The organism is Gluconacetobacter johannae (assembly GCF_014174305.1).
GTDB classification, from domain to species: Bacteria; Pseudomonadota; Alphaproteobacteria; order Acetobacterales; family Acetobacteraceae; genus Gluconacetobacter; species Gluconacetobacter johannae.
Genome location: NZ_JABEQH010000018.1, coordinates 63,506 through 85,494 on the forward strand (window position 1 = coordinate 63,506; position 21,989 = coordinate 85,494).

At 68.2% G+C, this 21,989-nt stretch carries 21 protein-coding genes and 3 tRNA genes; 17 read left to right on the plus strand and 7 right to left on the minus strand.

Going from position 1 to position 21,989, the window contains the following annotated elements:
* Nucleotide 1 precedes the first annotated feature (1 nt).
* The gene (locus tag HLH21_RS17180) at nt 2–133 is read left to right on the plus strand and encodes a hypothetical protein (RefSeq protein ID WP_264811850.1); all 132 of its coding nucleotides are present in this window, start codon (nt 2–4) and stop codon (nt 131–133) included.
* 162 nt (nt 134–295) lie between these two features.
* On the opposite strand, the gene HLH21_RS13245 is transcribed toward HLH21_RS17180, so the two are convergent.
* Nucleotides 296–370 (minus strand) — tRNA-Thr (locus HLH21_RS13245).
* Nucleotides 371–462: 92 nt separating this feature from the next.
* Here HLH21_RS13245 and HLH21_RS13250 point away from each other — a divergent pair.
* From HLH21_RS13250 to HLH21_RS13260, 3 genes are read left to right on the plus strand one after another with little or no spacing between them, the layout of a single operon-like run.
* Nucleotides 463–1,935 (plus strand): paraquat-inducible protein A, encoded by a 1,473-nt coding sequence (locus HLH21_RS13250; RefSeq protein ID WP_182944227.1) that lies wholly within the window; start codon nt 463–465, stop codon nt 1,933–1,935.
* Nucleotides 1,932–3,617, plus strand: coding sequence for a PqiB family protein (locus tag HLH21_RS13255; RefSeq protein WP_182944228.1), 1,686 nt, complete (start codon nt 1,932–1,934; stop codon nt 3,615–3,617). The genes HLH21_RS13250 and HLH21_RS13255 overlap by 4 nt, the downstream gene beginning before the upstream one ends.
* Before the next feature lie 3 nt (nt 3,618–3,620).
* Entirely contained in the window at nt 3,621–4,262 is a 642-nt protein-coding gene (locus HLH21_RS13260) for a PqiC family protein (RefSeq protein ID WP_182944229.1), read from the plus strand.
* Between the two features lie 103 nt (nt 4,263–4,365).
* On the opposite strand, the gene nusG is transcribed toward HLH21_RS13260, so the two are convergent.
* The 3 genes from nusG to HLH21_RS13275 all read right to left on the minus strand — a co-directional run bounded on the left by nusG (nt 4,366) and on the right by HLH21_RS13275 (nt 5,306).
* Nucleotides 4,366–4,896 (minus strand): transcription termination/antitermination protein NusG, encoded by a 531-nt coding sequence (gene nusG / locus HLH21_RS13265; RefSeq protein ID WP_182944230.1) that lies wholly within the window; start codon nt 4,894–4,896, stop codon nt 4,366–4,368.
* Nucleotides 4,897–4,906: 10 nt separating this feature from the next.
* On the minus strand, nt 4,907–5,101 hold the full coding sequence (secE, locus tag HLH21_RS13270; protein ID WP_182944231.1) for a preprotein translocase subunit SecE: 195 nt from the start codon (nt 5,099–5,101) through the stop codon (nt 4,907–4,909).
* 128 nt (nt 5,102–5,229) lie between these two features.
* Nucleotides 5,230–5,306 (minus strand) — tRNA-Trp (locus tag HLH21_RS13275).
* 225 nt (nt 5,307–5,531) lie between these two features.
* On the opposite strand from HLH21_RS13275, the gene HLH21_RS13280 reads away from it, so the two are divergent.
* Both HLH21_RS13280 and HLH21_RS13285 read left to right on the plus strand, forming a co-directional pair.
* Nucleotides 5,532–5,605 (plus strand) — tRNA-Gly (locus HLH21_RS13280).
* An 81-nt stretch (nt 5,606–5,686) separates the two neighbouring features.
* Nucleotides 5,687–7,195: an MFS transporter gene (locus tag HLH21_RS13285; protein ID WP_182944232.1), complete on the plus strand. Its 1,509-nt coding sequence runs from the start codon at nt 5,687–5,689 to the stop codon at nt 7,193–7,195.
* On the opposite strand, the gene HLH21_RS13290 is transcribed toward HLH21_RS13285, so the two are convergent.
* Entirely contained in the window at nt 7,162–7,947 is a 786-nt protein-coding gene (locus tag HLH21_RS13290) for an SDR family oxidoreductase (RefSeq protein ID WP_182944233.1), read from the minus strand. The two genes, HLH21_RS13285 and HLH21_RS13290, sit on opposite strands and share 34 nt — an antisense overlap.
* Before the next feature lie 157 nt (nt 7,948–8,104).
* On the opposite strand from HLH21_RS13290, the gene HLH21_RS13295 reads away from it, so the two are divergent.
* The 6 genes from HLH21_RS13295 (at nt 8,105) to atpC (ending at nt 14,382) form a co-directional block, all read left to right on the plus strand.
* Nucleotides 8,105–9,250 (plus strand): LacI family DNA-binding transcriptional regulator, encoded by a 1,146-nt coding sequence (locus HLH21_RS13295; protein ID WP_182944234.1) that lies wholly within the window; start codon nt 8,105–8,107, stop codon nt 9,248–9,250.
* Between the two features lie 142 nt (nt 9,251–9,392).
* Nucleotides 9,393–9,989, plus strand: a complete 597-nt coding sequence (gene atpH / locus HLH21_RS13300; protein ID WP_182944235.1) for an ATP synthase F1 subunit delta — start codon at nt 9,393–9,395, stop codon at nt 9,987–9,989.
* On the plus strand, nt 9,989–11,527 hold the full coding sequence (gene atpA, locus HLH21_RS13305) for a F0F1 ATP synthase subunit alpha (RefSeq protein WP_182944236.1): 1,539 nt from the start codon (nt 9,989–9,991) through the stop codon (nt 11,525–11,527). The genes atpH and atpA overlap by 1 nt, the downstream gene beginning before the upstream one ends.
* 16 nt (nt 11,528–11,543) lie before the next feature.
* Nucleotides 11,544–12,425: a F0F1 ATP synthase subunit gamma gene (locus HLH21_RS13310; protein WP_182944237.1), complete on the plus strand. Its 882-nt coding sequence runs from the start codon at nt 11,544–11,546 to the stop codon at nt 12,423–12,425.
* Between the two features lie 30 nt (nt 12,426–12,455).
* The gene (gene atpD, locus HLH21_RS13315; RefSeq protein WP_182944238.1) at nt 12,456–13,937 is read left to right on the plus strand and encodes a F0F1 ATP synthase subunit beta; all 1,482 of its coding nucleotides are present in this window, start codon (nt 12,456–12,458) and stop codon (nt 13,935–13,937) included.
* Between the two features lie 31 nt (nt 13,938–13,968).
* Nucleotides 13,969–14,382 (plus strand): ATP synthase F1 subunit epsilon, encoded by a 414-nt coding sequence (gene atpC / locus HLH21_RS13320; protein WP_182944239.1) that lies wholly within the window; start codon nt 13,969–13,971, stop codon nt 14,380–14,382.
* A gap of 173 nt (nt 14,383–14,555) precedes the next feature.
* Here atpC and queF read toward each other — a convergent pair whose 3' ends face one another.
* A complete protein-coding gene (gene queF / locus HLH21_RS13325) occupies nt 14,556–15,035 on the minus strand; it encodes a preQ(1) synthase (RefSeq protein ID WP_182944240.1) in 480 nt (159 codons plus the stop codon).
* Between the two features lie 144 nt (nt 15,036–15,179).
* On the opposite strand from queF, the gene rnd reads away from it, so the two are divergent.
* Together rnd and HLH21_RS13335 are read left to right on the plus strand one after the other, a co-directional pair.
* Nucleotides 15,180–16,361, plus strand: coding sequence for a ribonuclease D (gene rnd / locus HLH21_RS13330; protein ID WP_182944241.1), 1,182 nt, complete (start codon nt 15,180–15,182; stop codon nt 16,359–16,361).
* Nucleotides 16,362–16,496: 135 nt separating this feature from the next.
* Entirely contained in the window at nt 16,497–17,192 is a 696-nt protein-coding gene (locus tag HLH21_RS13335) for a GcrA family cell cycle regulator (protein WP_182944242.1), read from the plus strand.
* A 115-nt stretch (nt 17,193–17,307) separates the two neighbouring features.
* Here HLH21_RS13335 and HLH21_RS13340 read toward each other — a convergent pair whose 3' ends face one another.
* The gene (locus HLH21_RS13340; protein ID WP_246379734.1) at nt 17,308–17,958 is read right to left on the minus strand and encodes a bactofilin family protein; all 651 of its coding nucleotides are present in this window, start codon (nt 17,956–17,958) and stop codon (nt 17,308–17,310) included.
* 255 nt (nt 17,959–18,213) lie between these two features.
* Here HLH21_RS13340 and HLH21_RS13345 point away from each other — a divergent pair, with 255 nt between their 5' ends.
* The 3 genes from HLH21_RS13345 to HLH21_RS13355 all read left to right on the plus strand — a co-directional run bounded on the left by HLH21_RS13345 (nt 18,214) and on the right by HLH21_RS13355 (nt 21,973).
* Nucleotides 18,214–19,236, plus strand: coding sequence for an adenosine kinase (locus HLH21_RS13345; RefSeq protein ID WP_373319636.1), 1,023 nt, complete (start codon nt 18,214–18,216; stop codon nt 19,234–19,236).
* 406 nt (nt 19,237–19,642) lie between these two features.
* On the plus strand, nt 19,643–21,463 hold the full coding sequence (gene typA / locus HLH21_RS13350) for a translational GTPase TypA (RefSeq protein WP_182944244.1): 1,821 nt from the start codon (nt 19,643–19,645) through the stop codon (nt 21,461–21,463).
* Nucleotides 21,464–21,733: 270 nt separating this feature from the next.
* Nucleotides 21,734–21,973 (plus strand): hypothetical protein, encoded by a 240-nt coding sequence (locus HLH21_RS13355; protein ID WP_182944245.1) that lies wholly within the window; start codon nt 21,734–21,736, stop codon nt 21,971–21,973.
* Nucleotides 21,974–21,989: the final 16 nt, after the last annotated feature.

Here is a 21,989-nt window from a genome sequence, read left to right on the forward strand (position 1 = left end):
GGTGCCGCCATGGCCCGTGCCGCCCCCAGGCGACGTCCCCGTCCCGCGTCCGGACGAGGAGGATGAGGAGGACGAGGAAGATGAAGAGGACGAGGCCGATGACGCGGCCCGGCGCAGGCCGCTGAACCGGTAGCCTGACGGGCGATGGCGGCAAGCGGGGGCCGATTGACGTCGAAAAGGCATGACATGGGGCGCGCGTTGGCCGGCCCGAGGGCGAGTCCCTGACGCAACCGCGCATTCGCACTTGCGTCCGGCAGCAGCATTCCGCCGTCCAACACATTGATATCAAGAAAGATGGTGCCGACACTCGGAATTGAACCGAGGACCTACTGATTACGAATCAGTTGCTCTACCCCTGAGCTATGTCGGCCGGCCGATGAGGGCTATATCCGACCCGTGGCATGGCTGCAATATGCTGAATGACTATCCATCCCCCGAAATTGAATTATATGTGGGGGGGTGATGAGCGAGACGATCTCTGCCCGGACCACCCGCCTGGTCCGTGGGGCCGGCTGGTCCCGCCGGACGGCGGCCTTGCGCCATGTCTGGACCATCGACGGCCTGGTCGAATGCTCCGGATGCGGTCTGTTCCAGCGCATGCCGGCGCTGGAGCCGGGGCATCTGGCGTCCTGCGCCCGATGCCAGCAGACGCTGGAATGGCGGCGGCGGACGTCGCCCCTGCAGACCCCCCTGGCATTCTGCATCAGTTCCTGCGCGCTGTACTTGGCGGCGCTGGCGTCGTCGCTGATGACGCTGGATGTCTATGGCCGCGAACGGACCGTCAGCCTGCTGACCGGGCCGATGGAATTGCTGCACGAGGGTTGGGGCGAGGCCGGGTTGCTGGTCGGGATCGTCACCATCGTCGCGCCGGCGATCGTCATCGGCATGATGTTCGCGATCCTGTATGCCGCCAGCCGCCGCCAGATGCCGGACTGGGCGCCCCATCTGCTGATCTGGTACGAAAAGCTCCGTCCCTGGTCGATGGTCGAGGTCTATGTCCTGGGCATCTTCGTCGCCTATACCAAGCTGACGGATCTGGCCCATGTCGATGTCGGGCCGGCGGTCTACCTGATCGCGGCGCTGATGCTGACGATGGCGGCCACCGATTCGACCCTCGATACCGAACTGATCTGGCAGCATCGGCGCGTGGAGTCCATCACCCGGATGGAAAACGGCGAACGGGTGCGGGTCCGCCATGTGCGGATAGACGAGATCGACATGCCGCCGGTGGACCATCTGGTGGCGTGCCCCGCCTGCGGCCTGGTGGGCGAATTGAGCCGGCCGGTCAGCAATCTGCAATGCGTGGGCATGTGTCCGCGCTGCGACCACCGCGTCTGGCGCCGGGCGCCCCAGGCGCTGGCGCGGCCGACGGCGTTCCTGATTTCGGCGGTGATCTGCTATTTTCCCGCCAACCTGCTTCCGGTCATGACCTTCTTCAAGATCGGCGGCGGGGGCGGGCACACCATCATCGAGGGCGCGATCGAGCTGTGGCAGGACGGGATGGTGCCGCTTTCGCTGCTGGTCTTCTTCGCCAGCATCGTCGTGCCGATGCTCAAGATCCTCAGCCTCGGCTGGATGCTGATCGCGACCTGGCGGGGATCGTCCTTCGCGCTGGTGCAGCGGACGCGGCTGTTCCATGTCGTTGACATCATCGGGCGCTGGTCGATGATCGACGTGTTCATGGTGTCGATCCTGGTGGCGGTGGTGCGATTCAATTCGCTGGCCAATGTCACGGCGAATGCCGGAATGGTGTCCTTTGCCGCGGTGGTCGTCCTGACCCTGTTCGCGGCATGGAGTTTCGATCCGCGATTGATGTGGGACGCGGCCGGGCAGAACCGGCCGGCCCCCGGCGGCGGGCAGGCGTCCGCGGTGGTGCGTACGCGCGACGGCCATGCCGTGGCGGAAACTGAGATGATGGAGCCAGGGCAGGCGTGACGGACGACCCTCAAGATCATACCGGTGGACGATCGTCCGTTCCGCCGGAAGCCTCGGAGAGGCGGTTCCGGTTCTCGATCGTCTGGTTCGTTCCCATCGTGGCGATCGGCATCGCCGGCTACCTGGGCTGGCGCGGCTTCATGGGACGCGGGCCGGAGATCACGATCACCTTCGACACCGCCGACGGGCTGACCAGCGGCCAGACCCAGGTCAAGAACAAGGCCGTCCCGCTGGGCACGGTCGAGGCCGTCACCCTGACCCCGGACATGCGCCATGTCGAGGTCCGCGTGCGGATGAGCGCGCGCTCGGCGCCGATGCTGACCGATCATGCGCGCTTCTGGGTGGTCCGGCCCCGGCTGAACGGCGCCAGCATCACGGGGCTGGAGACCCTGATGTCGGGGGCCTATATCTCGATGGACCCGGGCGAGCCCGGCGGCCAGCGCACGACCGAGTTCAAGGGGCTGGAATCCCCGCCGGGCATCCGTTCCGACCAGCCGGGCAACACCTACACCCTTATCAGCGCGACCCTGGGGTCGATCGGGCAGGGGGCGCCGGTCTTTTTCCGCGACATCGACGTCGGCGAAGTCCTGGGCTACACCATGCCGCCGGGCGGCGAGGGGCCGATCCTGGTCCAGGTCTTCATCCGCGAACCCTATGACCGCTATCTGCGGACCGACACGCGTTTCTGGAACGTCTCGGGCGTGCAGGTCGGGTTCGGGGCCGGCGGGCTGAAGGTCAAGCTGCAATCGTTGCAGGCCCTGTTCTCGGGCGGGGTGGCGTTCGGCCTGGCGCAGCGGCGCGAGGCGCAGGGCGTGCCCGCGGCCCCCAAGAATTCGGTGTTCCGCCTGTACGAAAGCCAGGAAGCCGCCGATAATGCCGGCTATCGCGAGCGGCTGTCCCTGGCGACCTATCTGACCAGTTCGGTATCCGGGCTGGCGGTCGGGGCGCAGGTCACGATGTTCGGCATCCAGGTCGGGACGGTCACCAGCGTGAAGCTGGATCTGGACCCGAAGGCCGGGAAGGCCCGCGTCCGTGTCGGCATGGAGATCCAGCCCGAGCGGATCCTGGATGAGGACGAAATCCATCACGACGCCATGGCCGGCATGGTCCAGGCGCTGGTGGACAACGGGCTGCGCGCCTCGGTCGATACCGCCAGCTTCCTGACCGGCGAGGCGGTCATCGGCCTCAATTTCGTGAAGAACGCCACGCCCGCCGTGGTGCAGGCCGAGGGCACGACGCTGGTCATTCCCGGCAAGGCCGGCGGCATGGGCGGCATCATGGATTCGCTGTCCACCGTCGCGGACAAGATCGCCGCGATGCCGCTGACGCAGGTGGGCGAGAACCTGAACAATCTGCTGGCCCATTCCGACGCACGCATCAACAGCCCCGAGGTCCGGCAGGCGATCGCCGCCCTGCGGGATTCGCTGCGTAGCGTCCAGGGCCTGGCCGGCGACGCCCGCCACGGCATGCATCCGCTGTTCGAGCGCCTGCCGCAGATGAGCGAGCAGTTGGACAAGACGCTGAAGAACGCCAACGTCCTGCTGGCCAGCTATGGCGGGGACACCGATTTCCACCGCGACCTGCAACATATGCTGGTGCAACTGGACGAGGCCGCGCGGTCGCTACGCTTCCTGACCGATTTCCTCAATCGCCATCCTTCGGCGCTGATTACGGGACGCTAGTCGATGACATTGCCTGGGTACACATCGAACCACCGCCCCGCGTCGCGCCGGGCGGTGCTGGGGCGCGGTCTGGGCCTGCTGGCGGTCGCGGCCGTCGCCCCGCTGGCCGCGTGCTCGTCCGATCCGGCCTTCTATACGTTGGCTCCCTGGCCCGGCCCGGCCCAGGGCGGGGCGCCCGCGGTGATCGAGGTCCGGACCCCCACCGTCGCGCTGTCGCTGGATCGTGACCGGATCGTGGGCAGCGATGGTGATTATCGGATCAAGCTCAGCAGCGGCGATGCCTGGAGCGAATCGCTGCCGACCATGATCGCTCATGTGCTGACCGCGAACCTGCAGCAACGCCTGCCGGGGAGCGCGGTGTTCGCGCAGAACGATTCAGCGGCCGGCACGCCGCTGGCGGTGGTGGAACTGGATGTGACGCGCTTCGCGCGCGACGGCGCGGGGCGTGCCGTCCTGGCGGGCAGCCTGGCCGTCCACCCGGTTGGCGTGCCCGGATCGTCCAGCGTGCTGGGCCTGACCCTGCCGGTGCAGGGCGGGGGCACGCCCGGCATGGTGGCGGCGCTGAGCGGCTTGCTGGGACAGGTCGCCGATGAGGCGGCGGTACGGCTGCGAACCCTGGGTGCAGGCCTCAAAACGCTGCCCTGAAATCGGGGTCCAGGGCCTCAGGCCCTGGTGGGTTCCCCACCCAGCGGAAATAAAAAAGGGCGCCACAGGGCGCCCTTCGTTCGTCCGGAACCGTCGGAGACGATCAGAGCTTCTCGACCTGGCTGTATTCCAGATCGACCGGCGTGGAGCGGCCGAAGATCGAGACGCTGACCTTGAGGCGCGCCTTTTCCTCGTCCACTTCCTCGATCGTGCCGTTGAAGGAGGTGAACGGGCCGTCGGAGACGCGCACCTGCTCGCCGATCTCGAAGGTGACGGAAGGACGGGGGCGTTCCACCCCTTCCTGCGCCTGCTTCATGATCCGCTCGGCCTCGGCGTTGGGAATCGGCGAGGGACGGGTCTTGCTGCCCAGGAAGCCGGTGACCTTGGGCGTGTCCTTGACCAGATGCCAGGCGTCGTCGGTCAGTTCCATGTTGACCAGGACGTAGCCGGGGAAGAATTTCCGCTCGGAGCTGACCTTCTGGCCACGGCGGACCTCGACGACCTCCTCGGAGGGCACCAGGATATCGCCGAAATGGTCGGACAGCCCCTTCTGCGCCGCCTGCTCCTTGATGTGCTGGGCGATCTTCTTTTCGAAGCCTGAATAGACGTGAACGACGTACCAACGTTTTGCCATGGTCCGTTCCTCAGCCTCCAAGCCCAAAAAGTTCACGTACGCCGAGGCCGATGATCTGGTCGACGACAAAGAAAAATGCCGACGTCAGGGCGGCCATGGCCAGCACCGCCCCGGTCGTCACCAGTGTGGCGCGACGCGTGGGCCATGTGACCTTGCCCGCTTCCGCACGGACCTCTTGCACAAATTTCGCGGGACTGACCGACACGAAACACCCTTCTTGTAACACCACGCCGCCGTCCATCCGGCGAGAATGGCGGACGGGGCTGAAAAACGCCTCAACTGCATGTCGGGGCACCGTAATGCACCGCACGGGGTCAACCCGAACGGGGCGGTTGGCAGGGGCGGAGGGTCTCGAACCCGCAACCTCCGGTTTTGGAGACCGGCGCTCTAGCCAATTGAGCTACACCCCTGCATGCCGCCTTCGGCGCCGACCAAGAGATAGCGGAAAGCTGTCCCCTTGGCCACCCGTGCGAACCCGGCGCAGGCAGCGGAAAAAAGTATGCCCGGCCGGCAAAGTCAAGGGGGTGCGTGCGATTCCCGTGACCAGGGACCCTGAGCATGGGGGAATGGCGGCGTATTGCATGTGGGCGGGACTTGCCGCCGGGCGGGGTTCGGCGTTATGAACGTCGCCATGGGCGGGCGTAGCATAGTGGTAATGCAGTAGCCTTCCAAGCTTCTGAGGAGGGTTCGATTCCCTTCGCCCGCTCCATTTCCCCATCCTGAAAAATGATCCCGGTATGGTGGTGCGGCATGTGCGCGCGTCATGCGCCGGGGAAATTGTCGGGGCTGCATGTCCGATTCGCCCCTTCGCCCCAATGTGGTCCTGGCGACCTGTTGCCTGAGCCTGCTGCTGGTGATGATGGACGTGACCATCGTCAACGTGGCGCTGCCGTCGATTCGCGCCGATCTGGGCGGGCGGTTCTCGACCCTGCAATGGGTTGTCGATGCCTATACGCTGGTGGTGGCCAGCCTGCTGGTGCTGGCGGGGTCCACCGCCGACCGCATCGGCCGCAGGCGGGTCTTCGTGACGGGAATCGCGACCTTCTGCCTGGGCTCGGTCCTGTGCGGCCTGGCGCCGTCCGCCCTGGCCCTGGTGCTGGCGCGGGGGTTCCAGGGGCTGGGGGGCGCCATGCTCAACCCGGTGGCGCTGTCGATCATCGCCAATGTCTTTACCGCCCCCGGCGCGCGGGCGCGGGCGATCGGGATGTGGGGGGCCATGTCGGGCGTGGCGCTGGCGCTGGGGCCGCTGGCGGGCGGCGTGCTGACGACGTACGCGGGGTGGCGGGCGGTGTTCTGGGTCAATGTGCCGGTCGGCCTGCTGGCGATCTGGCTCAGCCGGCGGTTCATCCCCGAATCCCGTGCCGTACGGGCGCGGGCGATCGACGTCCCGGCGCAGGTCCTGGTCGCGCTGACGCTGGCCGCCGTGACGGCCGCCCTGATCGAGGTCCGGGATTATGGCTGGCGCGCCCCGGCGATCGGCGGGGGGCTGGGGCTGGCGGGGCTGGGCGTGGTGGCCCTGGTCGCGGTGGAACGACGTCGCGCGCAGCCGCTGCTGGATGTCCGCTTCTTTCGCGCGCTGCCGTTTACCGGCGCGATCCTGATCGCGATCTGCGCCTTTGCCATCTTCAGCGCCTTCCTGTTCCTGAACACGCTGTACCTGCAGGACGTGCGGGGCCTGTCCCCTCTGCGCGCGGGGCTGTGCACGCTGCCGTTCGCGCTGGGGGTCATGGCCTGCGCGCCGCTGTCGGGCCGGCTGGTGGCCGCGCGGGGCGCGCGCCTGCCGCTGCTGCTGTCGGCGACGGGGCTGGGGGGCGGGGCGCTGCTGCTGACGGGGCTGGCCGATGCGACGCCGCTGGGCCTGCTGGCGGTGTCCTACGGGCTGTGCGGGTGCGGATTCGGCCTGTGCAACGCGCCGATCACCAATACCGCCGTGTCGGGCATGCCGCGCGACCAGGCGGGGCTGGCCGCGGCCCTTGCCTCGACCAGCCGGCAGGTCGGCGCGCTGCTGGGGATCGCGGTATCCGGCACGATGACGGCGTCGGCGATGGCCGGGGCGGGCCCTGCGGGGGCCGGCGGCGATCGGGTCGCCATGGCCCTGCTGCCGCTGGCCAGCCATCGTGTCTGGTGGGGCGTGGTGGCGCTGGCCGGCTTCATCGCGTGGCTGGGCCTGCTGTCGACCGGTGCGCGGGCCCGCGCCAGCGTCCTGGCGGTTCGTGCGATGCTGGAGGGCGGGGCGGGTTCCACCCCGGACATCCGCCCGGCCGGTCAGAGGACCGAGAGCACGCCCCCGTCCACATAAAGCGTCTGGCCATTGACGAAGGACGAGGCGTCGGAGGCCAGGAAGACCGCCGCCCCCTGCAATTCCTCGACCTTTCCCCAGCGGCCGGCGGGGGTCCGCTTTTTCAGCCAGGCGTTGAAATCCGGGTCCTCGACCAGCGCGCGATTCAGTGGCGTCTCGAAATAACCCGGCCCGATGGCGTTGATCTGCAGCCCGTGCCGCGCCCAGTCGGCGCACATGCCCTTGGTCAGGTTCTTCACCGCGCCCTTCGATGCCGTGTAGGGGGCGATGCCCGGCCGGGCGAGTTCGCACTGCACGCTGCCGATATTGATGATCTTGCCCTCGCCGCGCGGGATCATGTGCCGGGCGACCGCCGTGCCGACATAGAAGACGCTGTCCAGGTTCGTCCGCATCAGTTCCGACCAGTCCTCGGCCGAAAAACTGTCCAGCGGCGCGCGGCGCTGGATGCCGGCATTGTTGACCAGGATGCGGATGGGGCCGGAGGCCTCCTCCAGCCGGCGCACGCCGTCCTCGACGGCCAGGCGGTCGGTCACGTCGAACGCGCTGGTCAGAATGGTGCGCTCCACCCCGTCCGGGGCCGCCTGGCGCAGCAGGGCGGCGGCGGCGTCCAGGCGGGCGGCGTCGCGGCCGTTCAGCACCACACGCGCGCCGGCGTCGGCCAGGCCGGCGGCGATCGCCAGGCCGATGCCGCCGCTCGATCCCGTCACGAGGGCCAGCCGTCCGGTCAGGTCGAAAAGGGCAAGAGAAGACATGTTGGGCGGTTCCCGTTCCTGTTCTTGATAGGCCGGCCCGTATCGGGACAGGAACATGGCGGCCTTGTCCATATTTCCGGCGTCCATTTCACCTGCCCCGGACTATAAGTTTCCGTGAGCGATTCGACGCGGGCAGGCAGGGGTTTTAGGGCCGGGCATGACAGGCAGGACGCGGACAGGGGTCGGCTTGGCCGGGCAGGTGATCGAAATCCCTGCTCCGTCCCCCGTGGCCGGGGCGCGGGCGCAGGGCGGGCGGCCCACCATCATGGATGTCTCGGCGCGCGCCGGGGTGTCGCGCATGACCGTCTCGCGCGCCCTGCGCGCGCCTCACCTGGTGCGCGAGGACACGCGCCGCGCCATCGAACGTGCGATCGCGGAGCTGGGCTATGTGCCCGATCGCGCAGCGGAGGCCCTGTCCACCCGTCGCAGCGGATTCGTCGGCCTGGTGGTGCCCACCCTGACCAACACCAATTTCGCCGATGCCGCGCGGGGGCTGACCGAGGTTATCCGCCGCGAGGGATATGAGTTGCTGATTGGGTATACCGATTATGACGAAAACGCAATGCTGCGCCATGTGCGCGACATGCTGGCCCGTCGGGCGGAGGCCCTGGTGCTGCCGGCGGGGCCGCGCGGCCCCGCCCTGCGCGGCCTGCTGGCGGCGGAGACGATCCCGATCGTCCAGATGGCGGGGCTGGCCAGCCGGCCGGTGCACCGCATGGTCGGCTACTCGAATCGCGAGGCAGGCCGGATGGCCGCGCGGCACCTGATGGCGCTGGGCCACCGGCGCATCGGCGCGCTGGGGGCGGCGGGCGACGGGCTGTCCTGCGACCATCGTGGCGGCGAGCGCCTGGACGGCTTCGCCGAGGCGCTGCGCGAGGCCGGGCGGTCCGACGCGCTGGTGCTGCGCCTGGGCAATCCGCCGGTCTCGTTCACCCATGGCGCGCAGGCCATGGCCCATTTGCTGGACCTGGCGCCGGACCTGGAGGCCGTGTTCGCCGTGTCCGACCTGGTCGGCGTGGGTGCGCTGATGGAATGCCGCAGGCGCGGCGTGCGGGTGCCGGAGGATGTGTCGCTGATCGGATTCGGCGGGTTCGAGGTGGGGCGGCAGATGGTGCCCGCCCTGACCACCGTCGCGGTCGATTTCCGCGCCCTGGGCGAGCGGACGGGGGGCATGGTGCTGGACCTGCTGGCCGGCCGATCGGACGTGCCCCGGATCGTCGATCTGGGCGTGACGCTGGTCGAGCGCGAAACGACCGCCTTCCGTCCGGCAGGCGGCACGTCCGCCGCATGCGCGCCCCCTTGACAAGAGGCCGGACGGCCCCTTCGGACGACGCTCGGGGCAATCGCCTCGGTTGCGTGACGCGGGGCAGCGTGCTAGACGCGCCGCCAGTGGCATCGGGTGCGTTCTGGCGCCTGCCGGCCTGCTGTAGCGACCAAGATCTGGGATGGAAAAACCGACCGTGGTTTCGGGTGGAACGACAACAATACCGATCGCCTCCGTTGCCAATGGCCTCGCGGGTCGTTACGCAACGGCACTCTATGAACTGGCCGCCGACCGGTGGTTGCTGGACGAGGTCCTGCCGCAGGCCGTGGCCCTGCGCGGGCTGATCGACGGCAATGCCGACTTCCGGGCTGTCCTGACCGACCGCACCCTGGACATCAGGGATGGCACGCGCGCGGTGCTGGCGGTGCTGGAGGCCCAGGGCTTCGGTGCGACCATCCGTAATTTCGTGGGCGTCGTCGCCCGCAACCGCCGCCTGTCCCGCCTGCCGGACATCCTTGACGCGCTGTCGGCGATCGCCGCCGCCAAGCGCGGGGAAGAGGTGGCCGAGGTCGTTTCGGCCCAGCCCCTGACGGACTTGCAGCGCATCCAGCTTCAGAGCCGCCTCGCCGAGGCCGGCTATTCCAGGGTCAACATTCAGGAGCGTGTCGATGCGGCGCTGCTGGGCGGTCTGGTCGTGCGCGTCGGCGCCCGGCTGTATGATACCAGCCTCAGATCCCGCCTGACCCGCCTGCACCACGCCATGAAGGGAGCCGCGTGATGGAAATCCGCCCCGCAGAGATTTCGGATATCCTCAAGCAGCAGATCGCCACGTTCGATACGCCTGTCGATATCGCCGAGACGGGGACGATCCTGTCCGTCGGCGACGGCATCGCCCGCGTCTACGGGCTGCAGAACGTGCAGTCCGGCGAGATGGTCGAATTCCCGGCGACCGGCCAGCGCGGCATGGCGCTGAACCTTGAAAACGACAACGTCGGCGTCGTCATTTTCGGCGATGACGCCGACATGCGCGAAGGCGACCCGGTGTCGCGCACCGGCGCGGTCGTCGAGGTCCCCACCGGCAAGGCCCTGCTGGGCCGCGTGGTCGACGGCCTCGGCAACCCGATCGACGGCAAGGGGCCGCTGGTCGGCGACGTCGTCATGAAGCGCGCCGACGTCAAGGCGCCGGGCATCATGCCGCGCCAGTCGGTCAGCGAGCCGATGCAGACCGGCATCAAGGCCATCGACGCCCTGGTGCCGATCGGGCGCGGGCAGCGCGAGCTGATTATCGGCGACCGCCAGACCGGCAAGACCGCCATCCTGATCGACACCATCGTCGCGCAGAAGTCGGTCAACGCGCTGGGTGACGACACGAAGTCGCTGTACTGCATCTATGTCGCGATCGGGCAGAAGCGCTCGACGGTCGCGCAGCTGGTCCGCACGCTGGAGGAAGCGGGCGCGATGGAATATTCCATCGTGGTCGCCGCCACCGCTTCCGAGCCCGCCCCGCTGCAGTACCTGGCCCCCTACGCCGCCTGCGCGATGGGCGAGTATTTCCGCGACAACGGCATGCATGCGCTGATCGTCTATGACGATCTGTCCAAGCAGGCGGTGGCCTATCGCCAGATGTCGCTGCTGCTGCGCCGTCCGCCGGGCCGCGAGGCCTATCCGGGCGACGTGTTCTTCCTGCATTCCCGTCTGCTGGAACGCGCGGCCAAGATGTCGGACGCCTATGGCGCCGGGTCGCTGACGGCCCTGCCGGTCATCGAGACCCAGGCCGGCGACGTGTCCGCCTACATCCCGACCAACGTGATCTCGATCACCGACGGCCAGGTGTTCCTGGAGACCGACCTGTTCTACCGCGGCATCCGTCCGGCGGTGAATGTCGGCGGCTCGGTCTCGCGCGTCGGCTCCGCCGCGCAGATCAAGGCGATGAAGCAGGTGGCCGGCAAGATCAAGCTGGAGCTGGCGCAGTATCGCGAAATGGCCGCGTTCTCGCAGTTCGCCTCGGACCTCGATCCGGCGACGCAGAAGCAGCTGGCCCGCGGCGCGCGCCTGGTCGAGCTGCTGAAGCAGCCCGAGACCTCGCCCCTGGTGGTCGAGGAGCAGGTGGTCGTGCTGTTCGCGGGCACCCGCGGCTTCGTCGATGCCGTGCCGGTCGACAAGGTGATCGCCTACGAGCGCCAGCTGCTGGCCGAGATGCGTACCGCCGGCAAGGACATCCTGGCCTCGATCCGGACCGAACGGCAGATCACCAAGGACAACGAAGCCCGTCTGACCGAATTCCTGACGTCGTTCGGCCGTCAGTTCGCGGGCTGAGGGACAGCAGGCACCCATGGCTTCCCTCAAGGAACTCCGCGCGCGGATCGGAAGCGTCAAATCGACGAAGAAGATCACCAGCGCCATGAAGATGGTGGCAGCGGCCAAGCTGCGCCGGGCCCAGACCCGCGCCGAGGCCGCGCGCCCCTACGCCACGGCGATGCGCCGGATGCTGTCCGAACTCGGCCGCAGCGCGAAAGGCCAGTCCGGCCTGCCGGCGCTGCTGGCCGGAACGGGGAACGACAAGGTCCATCTGCTGGTCCCGATGACCAGCGATCGCGGCCTTGCGGGCGCCTTCAATGCCAACATCAACCGCGTGACGCGGAACCTGGTCCGACGCCTCCAGGCCGAGGGCAAGACCGTTCGCCTGCTGCCGGTGGGGCGGAAGGGGCATGACTACCTCACGCGCGAGTTCGCGGACCTGATCGTCGATCATGTCCATGGTTCGGGCGGCAAGGAAATCCCGTTCTCGGCCGCCGCCGAACTGGGCGAGGCGATCACCAGCCGGCTGGGAAAGGGCGAATTCGACGTCTGCACGGTGATCTACAACCGGTTCAACAACGTCATGTCCCAGACGCCGACCGAGTTGCAGCTGATTCCGCTGGCGATGCCGGAGAACGACGACGCCGCCGTGCCGGATGCGCCGGTCTACGAATTCGAGCCCGGCGAGGAAGATCTGCTGTCCCGCCTGCTGCCGCGCAACCTCCAGGTCCAGCTCTATGCGACCATGCTGGAGAGCGCCGCCGGCGAGCAGGGCGCGCGCATGACCGCGATGGACAGCGCCACGCGCAACGCCGGCAAGGCTATCGACCGCCTGACACTGACGTACAACCGTACCCGTCAGACCAACATCACCAATGAACTGATCGAGATCATCTCGGGCGCCCAGGCTGTCTGAGATCCGGTCTCCTCGCCGCAGGAGCTGACTATGTCGGAAACCACACAAAACGAGGCTCCTGCCGCCGCGCAGGGCCAGCCGCAGAAGAGCAACGTCGTCGGGCGCGTGACCCAGGTGAAGGGCGCCGTCGTCGACGTGCAGTTCGAGGGCACGCTGCCGCACATCCTCGATGCGCTGCATGTCACGTTCAACGGCCAGACCCTGGTGCTGGAAGTGGCGCAGGAGATCGGCGAGCATGAAGTGCGCTGCATCGCCATGGACTCGACCGACGGCCTGGTCCGCGGGACCGAGGTGGTCGACACCGGCGCGCAGATTTCCGTGCCCGTCGGCCCCGGCACGCTGGGCCGCATCCTGAACGTCATCGGCGAGCCGATCGACGATCGCGGCCCCGTCAAGTCCGACAAGCGCTACCCGATCCACCGCAAGGCCCCGGCGTTCGACGAGCAGGCCGCCGCGACCGAGATCCTGGTCACCGGCATCAAGGTCGTCGATCTGCTGTGCCCGTACCTGAAGGGCGGCAAGATCGGCCTGTTCGGCGGCGCCGGCGTCGGCAAGACCGTCATCATCCAGGAACTTATCAACAACATCGCCAAGGCCCACGGCGGCGTTTCGGTGTTCGCCGGCGTCGGCGAGCGCACGCGCGAAGGCAACGACCTGTATTACGAAATGCAGGACGCGGGCGTCATCAAGCTGGGCGAGGACACCACCGAGGGGTCGAAGGTGGCCCTGGTCTACGGCCAGATGAACGAGCCGCCGGGGGCCCGCGCGCGCATCGCCCTGTCCGGCCTGTCGCTGGCCGAGTACTTCCGTGACGAGGAAGGCCAGGACGTCCTGTTCTTCGTCGACAACATCTTCCGCTTCACCCAGGCCGGCGCCGAAGTGTCGGCGCTGCTGGGCCGCATCCCCTCGGCCGTGGGCTACCAGCCGACGCTGGCGACCGAGATGGGCGCGCTGCAGGAGCGCATCACCTCGACCAAGAAGGGTTCGATCACCTCGGTCCAGGCCGTCTACGTCCCGGCCGACGATCTGACCGACCCGGCGCCCGCCGCGACCTTCGCGCATCTCGACGCCACGACGGTGCTGAACCGCTCCATCGCCGAGATGGGCATCTACCCGGCCGTCGATCCGCTGGATTCGACCTCGCGCTCGCTGGATCCCAAGATCGTCGGCGAGGAGCATTACCAGGTCGCCCGCGACGTGCAGCGCATCCTGCAGACCTACAAGTCGCTGCAGGACATCATCGCGATCCTGGGCATGGACGAACTGTCCGAGGACGACAAGCAGGTGGTCGCCCGCGCCCGCCGCATCCAGCGCTTCCTGTCGCAGCCCTTCCATGTCGCCGAAGTCTTCACCGGCGCGCCGGGCAAGCTGGTGTCGCTGGAAGACACGGTGCGCTCGTTCAAGGCGATCGTCGCGGGCGAGTACGACCATCTGCCGGAAGGCGCGTTCTACATGGTCGGTTCGATCGAGGAAGCGGTGGCGAAGGCCGAGAAGATGAAGGAATCGGCCTGAACGGTCGGATCCGGCGCAAGGAAGACAGCCCATGCCGATTGAGGTCGAGATCGTCAGCCCCGAGAAAGTCCTGTTCTCGCGTGCTGTCGATATGGCGGTAATGCCGGGCCTGGAAGGCGATATCGCCGCCATGCCCGACCACGCGCCGATGATGCTGCTGCTGCGTGGCGGCGTGGTCGAACTGTATCAGGACGGGGCGGTGACCGACCGGTTCTTCGTGGCGGGCGGCTTCGCCGACCTGACCGCGACGCGCTGCACCATCCTGGCCGACCAGGCGACCGTACTGTCCGACCTGTCGGTCGATGCGGCCCAGGCCCGCCTGGCGGCGCTGGAGGCCTCGTACGAGGCCGCCGACAAGATGAACGTGCCGGCGCTGGACCTGCTGATGGAAAAGATGCAGTCCGCCCGCGCCGAGATCGAGGCCGCCGGCGGCCCGGCCGCCTGAACGGGGCCGGCGACGATCCGGACGGCTGGAACAGCACCCTTCGGGGTGCTGTTTTCATATGTAGAGGGAAGGTCGGGCTCTGCCCGAACCCGGCAAGGGCCTCGGCCCTTGCATCCCGTTCGTTTCAAAAGTCCCGGGTTTCCAACGGGCCAGGGCCTTTGGTTGCCTTGACTTCACCCCCGCCCGCGATAGCCCGGCACATCCTGGGGTGGAATCCACACCCCCTGCGGCGGCTCGCCGCTCTGCCAGAACACGTCGATGGGCATGCCGCCGCGCGGATACCAGTAGGCGCCGATCCGCAGCCAGACCGGCGACAGCAGATCGACCAGCGTGGTCGCGATCTGGACCGAGCAGGACTCGTGGAACGCGCCGTGGTTGCGGAAGCTGGTCAGGAACAGCTTCAGCGACTTGCTTTCGACGATCCACTGGTCGGGGACATAGTCGATGACCAGATGCGCGAAATCGGGCTGCCCGGTCACGGGGCAGAGCGAGGTGAATTCCGGCGCGGTGAAGCGGACCAGATAGCGGCGGTCGGGATAGGGGGCGGGGACGCGCTCCAGCGTCGCCTCCTCGGGGCTGGCGGGCTGGATCGAGGCCTGTCCAAGCTGGGTCAGCGTCTGGCTGCCGTCATCCGGGCGGGGGGGTGCGCTCACGTCGCGTGTCCTTTGTTGCCGAGGGGCGGCCGGGCCGCCATGTCCGGGAGGGGTGATGTCAGAGCGGCATTCCCGCCGTCAAGCGGCAGTTTTTTCGCCCGCCAAAGCCTTCGCGCCGGTATCGGGCCATGATAACAGGACGACATGGCACGCGCATCCTCAGCGGGTTTCCCCGATCCTGTCCTCATTACCACCACCGATGAGCTGACGGCCGTCGTCGACAGGCTGCGGCAGGAGCCCTTCGTCACCATCGACACGGAATTCGTGCGCGAACGGACGTACTGGCCCGAGCTGTGCCTGGTGCAGTTGGCCGGCCGGGACGAGGTGGTGGTGGTCGATACCTGCGCGTCGGGGCTCGACCTGGCGCCGCTGGGCGTGCTGCTGGATGACGCGCAGGTCGTCAAGGTCTTCCATGCCGCCCGGCAGGATCTGGAGATCTTCCTGCATATCTTCGGTCATCTGCCGGCGGCGCTGTTCGACACGCAGGTGGCGGCGATGGTGGCGGGCTATGGCGACCAGGTGGGGTACGACAATCTGGTCGCGTCCCTGGTCGGCGCGCATATCGACAAGGCGCACCGGTTTTCGGACTGGTCGGCGCGGCCGCTGTCCGCCGCCCAGATCAGCTACGCGGCCGCCGACGTCACCTATCTGCGCGCCGTCTACGAACTGCTGCTGGACCGTCTGGAGCGGGAAGGACGGATGGGGTGGGTGTCCGCCGAACTGGCGGTCCTGTCCGACCCCGCGACCTTCCGGCCCGACCCCGAGACCCTGTGGGAAAGGATGCGGCCCCGGACGTCGAACCGGCGCATGCTGGGCACCCTGCGCGCGATCACCGCGTGGCGCGAGCGCGAGGCCCAGCGGGTGAACGTGCCCCGCCAGCGCCTGCTGAAGGACGAAAGCCTGCTGGAAATCGCCGCGACGGCGCCCCAGGATGTCGACGCCCTGGCGCGCATCCGTGGCGTGTCGCGCGGCTTCGCCGAGGGCCGTAGCGGCGCGGGCCTGCTGGAGGCCGTGGCCGCCGCCCGGGCGCTGCCCGACGCGGCCCTGCCGCGCCAGGCCCGTGGCAAGGATGGCCCCCGGCCGTCGCCCGCGCTGGTTGCGTTGCTGAAGGTGCTGCTGGCCGCGTGCTGCGAACAGCATGACGTGGCCCCCCGCCTGGTGGCGTCGTCCGAGGATCTGGACCGGCTGGCGCTGGAGGCCGAACCCGACCTGCCGCTGATGACCGGCTGGCGCCGGGAGGTCTTCGGCGAGGATGCGCTGGCGCTGAAGGCCGGGCAGATGTTGCTGGGCGTCGATGGCAGCCGGGTGAAACGGATTCGCGCCTGACGATCCGCACACCGGTTTTACCGGGGTTGTGAACAGGTTATGCCCAGCCTTGTCCACAAGATTTTGTGGTGGAATAGTTGAGTCGACCACAAGATAAGCCTAATTTCCGGTCATCCTTCGTCAGGAGATGGTGGCATGGCAATGGAATGGACCGAGGAGACGATCACGCGTCTCCGCGAGCTCTGGCAGCAAGGGCTGTCGACGGCTGAAATCGGTCGGCAACTGGAAGTGACGAAGAACGCGGTGGTGGGCAAGGCGCATCGCCTGGGTCTGCAGGCACGTCCGTCCCCGATCCGCAGGCCGGCGGCATCGGCCCGTTCGACAGTCAAGGCGCCCGCGACCCCGGCGGAGTCCATTCCCGCCCCGGCCCAGGAAATGACGGCCCCGTCGGTTTCGATCCCGGCCGCGTCCGTTGCACCGGCCGGCATGCCGCCCGCGACGACCCAGCCGCCGCAGCCGGTGGCTGAGGTCCGTCCCGTCGCGGCCACCCCGGCCGAGGTCGCGCGTCCCGTAGTGGCCGCCCCGGTTCCGCCCGCCCCTCCGGTCGTGGCGCCTCCGGTCGCCGCGCCGCGGGCCGAAGCCCCTGTTACCCCCCCGGCGGACGAGGAAGCCGTACCCGCTGCCCGTCCCGAGGTCCGCGTGCCCCTGCGCGCCGTCGCGCCGCCGGCCCCGCGCCGCAGCGGCCTGACATGCTGCTGGCCGCTGGGCGATCCGGGAACGCCGGGCTTCCACTTCTGTGGCGCGACACCGGTGCCGGGCAAACCCTATTGCGTGGAGCACGCCCAGCTTGCGTACGTGAAGCTGCGCGACCGGCGCGACAACGTCGCCTGAAGATGTCTTCCGCCCCGGTCGGGGCGCGGAATGAAAAAAGCCGTTGCGGACTCCGCAACGGCTTTTTTTTTGAGGCGCGGCATCCCCCGCCGGCGGACCGGCGGGAGAGGTCGGGTCAGGGTGTTTCCGGTTCGGCCAGCTCGGACGGGGCGGCCACCGGAGCGGGGGTCGTGTCCACCTCGCCGGGCAGTGGGCTGGCGCCGGTAATCATCTCCAGCTGGCCGGTGACCTGGCCGCCGTCCTCGACCTGCAGGCGGCGGCACTTGGCCTTGCCGATCAGGCGTCCGGTGGTGCGGATGGTCAGGCTGCCCCGCACGGTCAGCGTGCCGTCGATGGTGCCGGCGAGGTCCGCATCCTCGACCTCGATCTCACCCCGGAACATGCCGCCCTGGGCGACCTGAAGCTCCGTCGCGTGGATCATCGAGGATTCGACCGTGCCCTCGACCACCAGGCGCTCGGCGTCCTGGATGGTGCCCTGCACGCTGATGCCGCGTCCGACCACCAATGTCCGGCGCTCCGCGCTGTCCTTGCGGCCGGCCGGGGACAGGCCCGGACGGGCCGGGGAGGGGGTGCCGGGGGCAGTGGGGGACGGTGCGGGCGGGAACGGGGCGCGGGCCATTGCGGCGGTCTCCTTGGACGGAACGGAAGAGGGGGATGCGGCGGCGGGACGCGGGGACGGAGCCCCCGACGGCGGCGGCGGGAAACTCGTCTGCGGATTGGCCGGGCGGACCGGTTTCTCGTCTTCGGGCTTGCGTCGTTTGAACAAGGGTACCCCGCTGAATGCAGTCTGTGATGGTGCCGGATGGGCTGGAAGATTGGTTTCAAAAAACCGCTGTGCAGTACAATTACACGCACGAGTCGGGGCGGAACAAGGGCGAAGCGCCAAGTTTGCGGACTTGAAATGTCCGCCATTGCGACCCTTTCGTCCCGGTGTTAGCGAAGGGGGCTTGTGATTGACGATATTGGTTATTTGATGGCGCGGCGACCGGAAAGATCCGGGCCGCCGACAGGGGGAGCGAACATGAACGCGATGGACGGTGGCGCGGGGGCGGGGGCGGGATGCCGCTTCGATCTGCTGGGGATCGGAAACGCGATCATCGACGTCCTGGCCCCGGTCGATCCGTCATTCCTGCTGGATCACGACATGGTCCCCGGCAGCATGACGCTGATCGACGCGGCGCGGGCCGAGACGCTGTACAACCTGATCCACCGCGAAAGGGAAATGGGCGGCGGATCGGCCGCGAACACCTGCGTCGTGGCCGCCAACATGGGCGCGCGGGTGGCGTACCTGGGCAAGGTCGCGGACGACGCCCCGGGCCGGGCCTTCGCCGCGGATCTGCAGGGGTCGGGCATCTTCTTCCCCTCCAGCTTCCTGACCGGGCGCGCCGCCGACGGGCAGCCGACCGCGCGCTGCCTGGTGCTGGTGACGCCCGACGGGCAGCGGACGATGAACACCTATCTGGGGGCCTGTGTCTCGTTCGGGCCGGAGGACGTGCTGGCCGACCTGGTGGCCAGCGCCCGCGTGACCTACCTGGAAGGCTATCTGTTCGACCCGCCGCACGCGCAGGAGGCCTTTCGCCGGGCCGCGTCGCTGGCGCACGAAGCCGGACGGCAGGTCGCGCTCTCGCTGTCCGACCCGTTCTGCGTGGCGCGTCACCGCGCCGCCTTCCGCGACCTGGTGCATGGCCATATCGACATCCTGTTCGCCAATGAGGAGGAAGTCTGTTCGCTGTACCAGACCGAGGATTTCGAGGCGGCGATGGAACATGCCGCCGCCGACACGCACTTCGCCGTCCTGACGCGGTCCGGACAGGGCAGCGTCATCATCCGCGCCGGCGAACGGATCGACGTCGCGCCCGTGGCGACCCAGGTGGTGGATACGACGGGCGCGGGCGACGCCTATGCAGCCGGCTTCCTGGCCGGATGGACGTCGGGCCGCTCGCTGGCCGAATGCGGCCGCCTGGGCAGCGTCGCGGCGTCCGAGATCATTTCCCATTATGGCGCGCGGCCGCTGGTCAACCTGCGCCAGGACATGGAGCTGTAGTCCGCCTGTCGGATCAGCCGCCCAGGAAGAAGGCGACGCCCCCGCCCCGTCAGCCTGGCGGGGGCGCCATGGCCGGCGCCGGGTCGCAGGATGCCTGACAGAATCTTGATCGCCGTGGATTATCCCGCCCCGTTGGGGCCGATCAGGTGCGGCGCGCGAACGGCCACCGGCTACTGGCGGGCGGCGTGGACATGGTCTCCTTATGGCCGCCGGGACGCTGTTGCGCGCGGGGCGCGCCCCCGCCGGGCGGTGGGGGCATGAAGTTTCGCGTGCAATCCGCGTGCGTCCCCTCTATCAACCCCGGGAATACGGAATCATCTGTCGGTCCTGTCCGTGACGCAAGGGCGCCCGGGCCGGCCGGCGCGCCCGTCGGGTGCCCCGCGAAGGAAGTCAGGTCACACACGTTATGGATATCCGCAATATCGCCATCATCGCCCATGTCGACCATGGCAAAACCACGCTGGTGGACCAGCTTCTGAAACAGTCGGGCTCGTTCCGCGAGAACCAGCACGTGGCCGAGCGTGCGATGGACAGCAACGACCTGGAACGTGAGCGCGGCATCACGATCCTGGCCAAATGCACGTCGGTCGTCTGGAAGGACACCCGCATCAACATCATCGATACGCCGGGCCACGCCGATTTCGGCGGCGAGGTCGAGCGGATCCTGAGCATGGTCGACGGCGCGGTCGTGCTGGTCGACGCGGCCGAGGGCGCCCTGCCGCAGACCAAGTTCGTGGTCGGCAAGGCCCTGGCGCGCGGCCTGAAGCCGATCGTTGTCGTGAACAAGATCGACCGCGGCGACGCCCGCCCCGACGAGGTGCATAACGAGATCTTCGACCTGTTCGCCGCCCTGGGCGCGAATGACGAGCAGCTGGACTTCCCGATGCTCTACGCCTCGGGCCGCCAGGGCTGGGCGGATGAGGAACTGGAAGGCGCGCGCAAGGACCTGTCGCCGATGTTCGACCTGATCGTGCGGCATGTGCCGGCGCCGACGGTGGACAAGGACGCGCCCTTCGCCATGGTCGCGACCATCCTGGAAAACGACAACTTCCTGGGCCGCGTGCTGACCGGCCGGGTGGAGCAGGGCCGCGCGAAGGTGAACATGCCGGTGCGCGTGCTGCGCCCCGACGGGTCGGTCGTCGAGACCGGGCGCCTGACCAAGCTGCTGTCGTTCCGCGGCCTGGACCGGGTGCCGGTGGACGAGGCCGAGGCCGGGGACATCATCGCCGTCGCGGGTCTTTCCGAGGCCACGATCCCCGAGACCATCGCCTCGCCCGAGGTGACCGAGCCGCTGGCCTCGACCCCCGTCGATCCGCCGACCCTGTCGATGACCTTCCGCCTGAACGATGGCCCGCTGGGCGGCCGCGAGGGCAAGAAGGTGACATCGCGCCAGATCCGCGACCGCCTGTTCAAGGAAACCGAGGGCAACATCGCCATCCGCGTGACCGACAGCCCCGAGAGCGAGGCGTTCGAGGTGGCGGGCCGCGGGGAACTGCAGCTTGGCGTGCTGATCGAGCAGATGCGCCGCGAGGGCTTCGAACTGACGATCGGCCGCCCGCGCGTGCTGTTCCACACCAACGAGGAAACCGGTGAGCGCGAGGAGCCGTTCGAGGAGGCCCTGATCGACGTGGACGAGCCCTATTCGGGCGTCGTGGTCGAGAAGATGGCCCTCCGCAAGGGCCTGATGCAGGACATGCAGCCGTCGGGCGGCGGCAAGGTGCGCCTGACCTTCCTGATCCCGTCGCGCGGCCTGATCGGCTATCACGGCGAATTCCTGACCGACACGCGCGGCACGGGCATCATGAACCGCCTGTTCGCGGGCTACCAGCCCTGGGCCGGGCCGATCGAGGGCCGCCGCAACGGGTCGCTGATCTCGTCGGAAGACGGGGCGACGACGCAGTATTCGCTGTACTCGTTGCAGGATCGCGGGACGCTGTTCGTCGATGCCGGCGAGAAGGTCTATGTCGGCATGATTATCGGCGAACATTCGCGCGAGAACGACCTGGACGTGAACGCTGTCCGCGAAAAGAAGCTCACGAACATCCGCGCCGCCGGCAAGGATGAGGCGCTGCTGCTGACGCCGCCGCGCAAGATGAGCCTGGAGCAGGCGATCGCCTATATCGAGGACGATGAGCTGGTCGAGGTCACGCCGTCGGCGGTGCGTATCCGCAAGCGCTACCTCGACCCGCATGAGCGCAAGAAGCGCGGCAAGGGCGCGTCCAACTGATCGCCAGGGCCGGGTGGTCCGCCAGGACGGCGGGCCACCCGGCCAGACATCATTCGTAATGTTTCAGAAATTGCGATTGCGTTGCAATTAAGGCACTACAAGTTAGACTGGCCTTAGATTTACGTATTTTAATGCGAGACGCACATGGTCCGGCATGCTAGCAAAAGCACGCCAGACCGTGTGCGGCATCATGCTTCCTCGAATCGGGGGGCGTCTCCGGGCATCGGTCTATAGGCATTGGGATGACGTCCTGATTTCTGGAGAGATTCTATGATCGTTTCGACTCGTCGGTTCCTGGCCGCCCTTTCGACTGTTGCCCTGATGGGCGCAGCCGTTCCGGCGATCGCGCAGGAGGCCCCTGCTGCTCCGGCTGCCCCCGCTGCTCCGGCCGCGCCCGAGGCCGCTGCCCCCGCCGCCCCGACCGCTCCGGCCGCCCCCACCGAGGCGCCGAAGGCGAAGAAGCATCACAACAAGCACCACAAGAAGACCACGCCGCCGGCCGCCAACTGATCGGTCGCCGATGACG

Bases quoted from the DNA above. Each gene is read 5' to 3' on its own strand.
- HLH21_RS13250 (WP_182944227.1), top strand. From the start codon at position 463: ATGAGCGAGACGATCTCTGCCCGGACCACCCGCCTGGTCCGTGGGGCC.
- HLH21_RS13260 (WP_182944229.1), top strand. From the start codon at position 3,621: ATGACATTGCCTGGGTACACATCGAACCACCGCCCCGCGTCGCGCCGG.
- nusG (WP_182944230.1), bottom strand. From the start codon at position 4,896: ATGGCAAAACGTTGGTACGTCGTTCACGTCTATTCAGGCTTCGAAAAG.
- HLH21_RS13285 (WP_182944232.1), top strand. From the start codon at position 5,687: ATGTCCGATTCGCCCCTTCGCCCCAATGTGGTCCTGGCGACCTGTTGC.
- HLH21_RS13290 (WP_182944233.1), bottom strand. From the start codon at position 7,947: ATGTCTTCTCTTGCCCTTTTCGACCTGACCGGACGGCTGGCCCTCGTG.
- HLH21_RS13295 (WP_182944234.1), top strand. From the start codon at position 8,105: ATGACAGGCAGGACGCGGACAGGGGTCGGCTTGGCCGGGCAGGTGATC.
- atpH (WP_182944235.1), top strand. From the start codon at position 9,393: ATGGAAAAACCGACCGTGGTTTCGGGTGGAACGACAACAATACCGATC.
- atpA (WP_182944236.1), top strand. From the start codon at position 9,989: ATGGAAATCCGCCCCGCAGAGATTTCGGATATCCTCAAGCAGCAGATC.
- HLH21_RS13310 (WP_182944237.1), top strand. From the start codon at position 11,544: ATGGCTTCCCTCAAGGAACTCCGCGCGCGGATCGGAAGCGTCAAATCG.
- atpD (WP_182944238.1), top strand. From the start codon at position 12,456: ATGTCGGAAACCACACAAAACGAGGCTCCTGCCGCCGCGCAGGGCCAG.
- atpC (WP_182944239.1), top strand. From the start codon at position 13,969: ATGCCGATTGAGGTCGAGATCGTCAGCCCCGAGAAAGTCCTGTTCTCG.
- rnd (WP_182944241.1), top strand. From the start codon at position 15,180: ATGGCACGCGCATCCTCAGCGGGTTTCCCCGATCCTGTCCTCATTACC.
- HLH21_RS13335 (WP_182944242.1), top strand. From the start codon at position 16,497: ATGGCAATGGAATGGACCGAGGAGACGATCACGCGTCTCCGCGAGCTC.
- HLH21_RS13345 (WP_373319636.1), top strand. From the start codon at position 18,214: ATGAACGCGATGGACGGTGGCGCGGGGGCGGGGGCGGGATGCCGCTTC.
- typA (WP_182944244.1), top strand. From the start codon at position 19,643: ATGGATATCCGCAATATCGCCATCATCGCCCATGTCGACCATGGCAAA.
- HLH21_RS13355 (WP_182944245.1), top strand. From the start codon at position 21,734: ATGATCGTTTCGACTCGTCGGTTCCTGGCCGCCCTTTCGACTGTTGCC.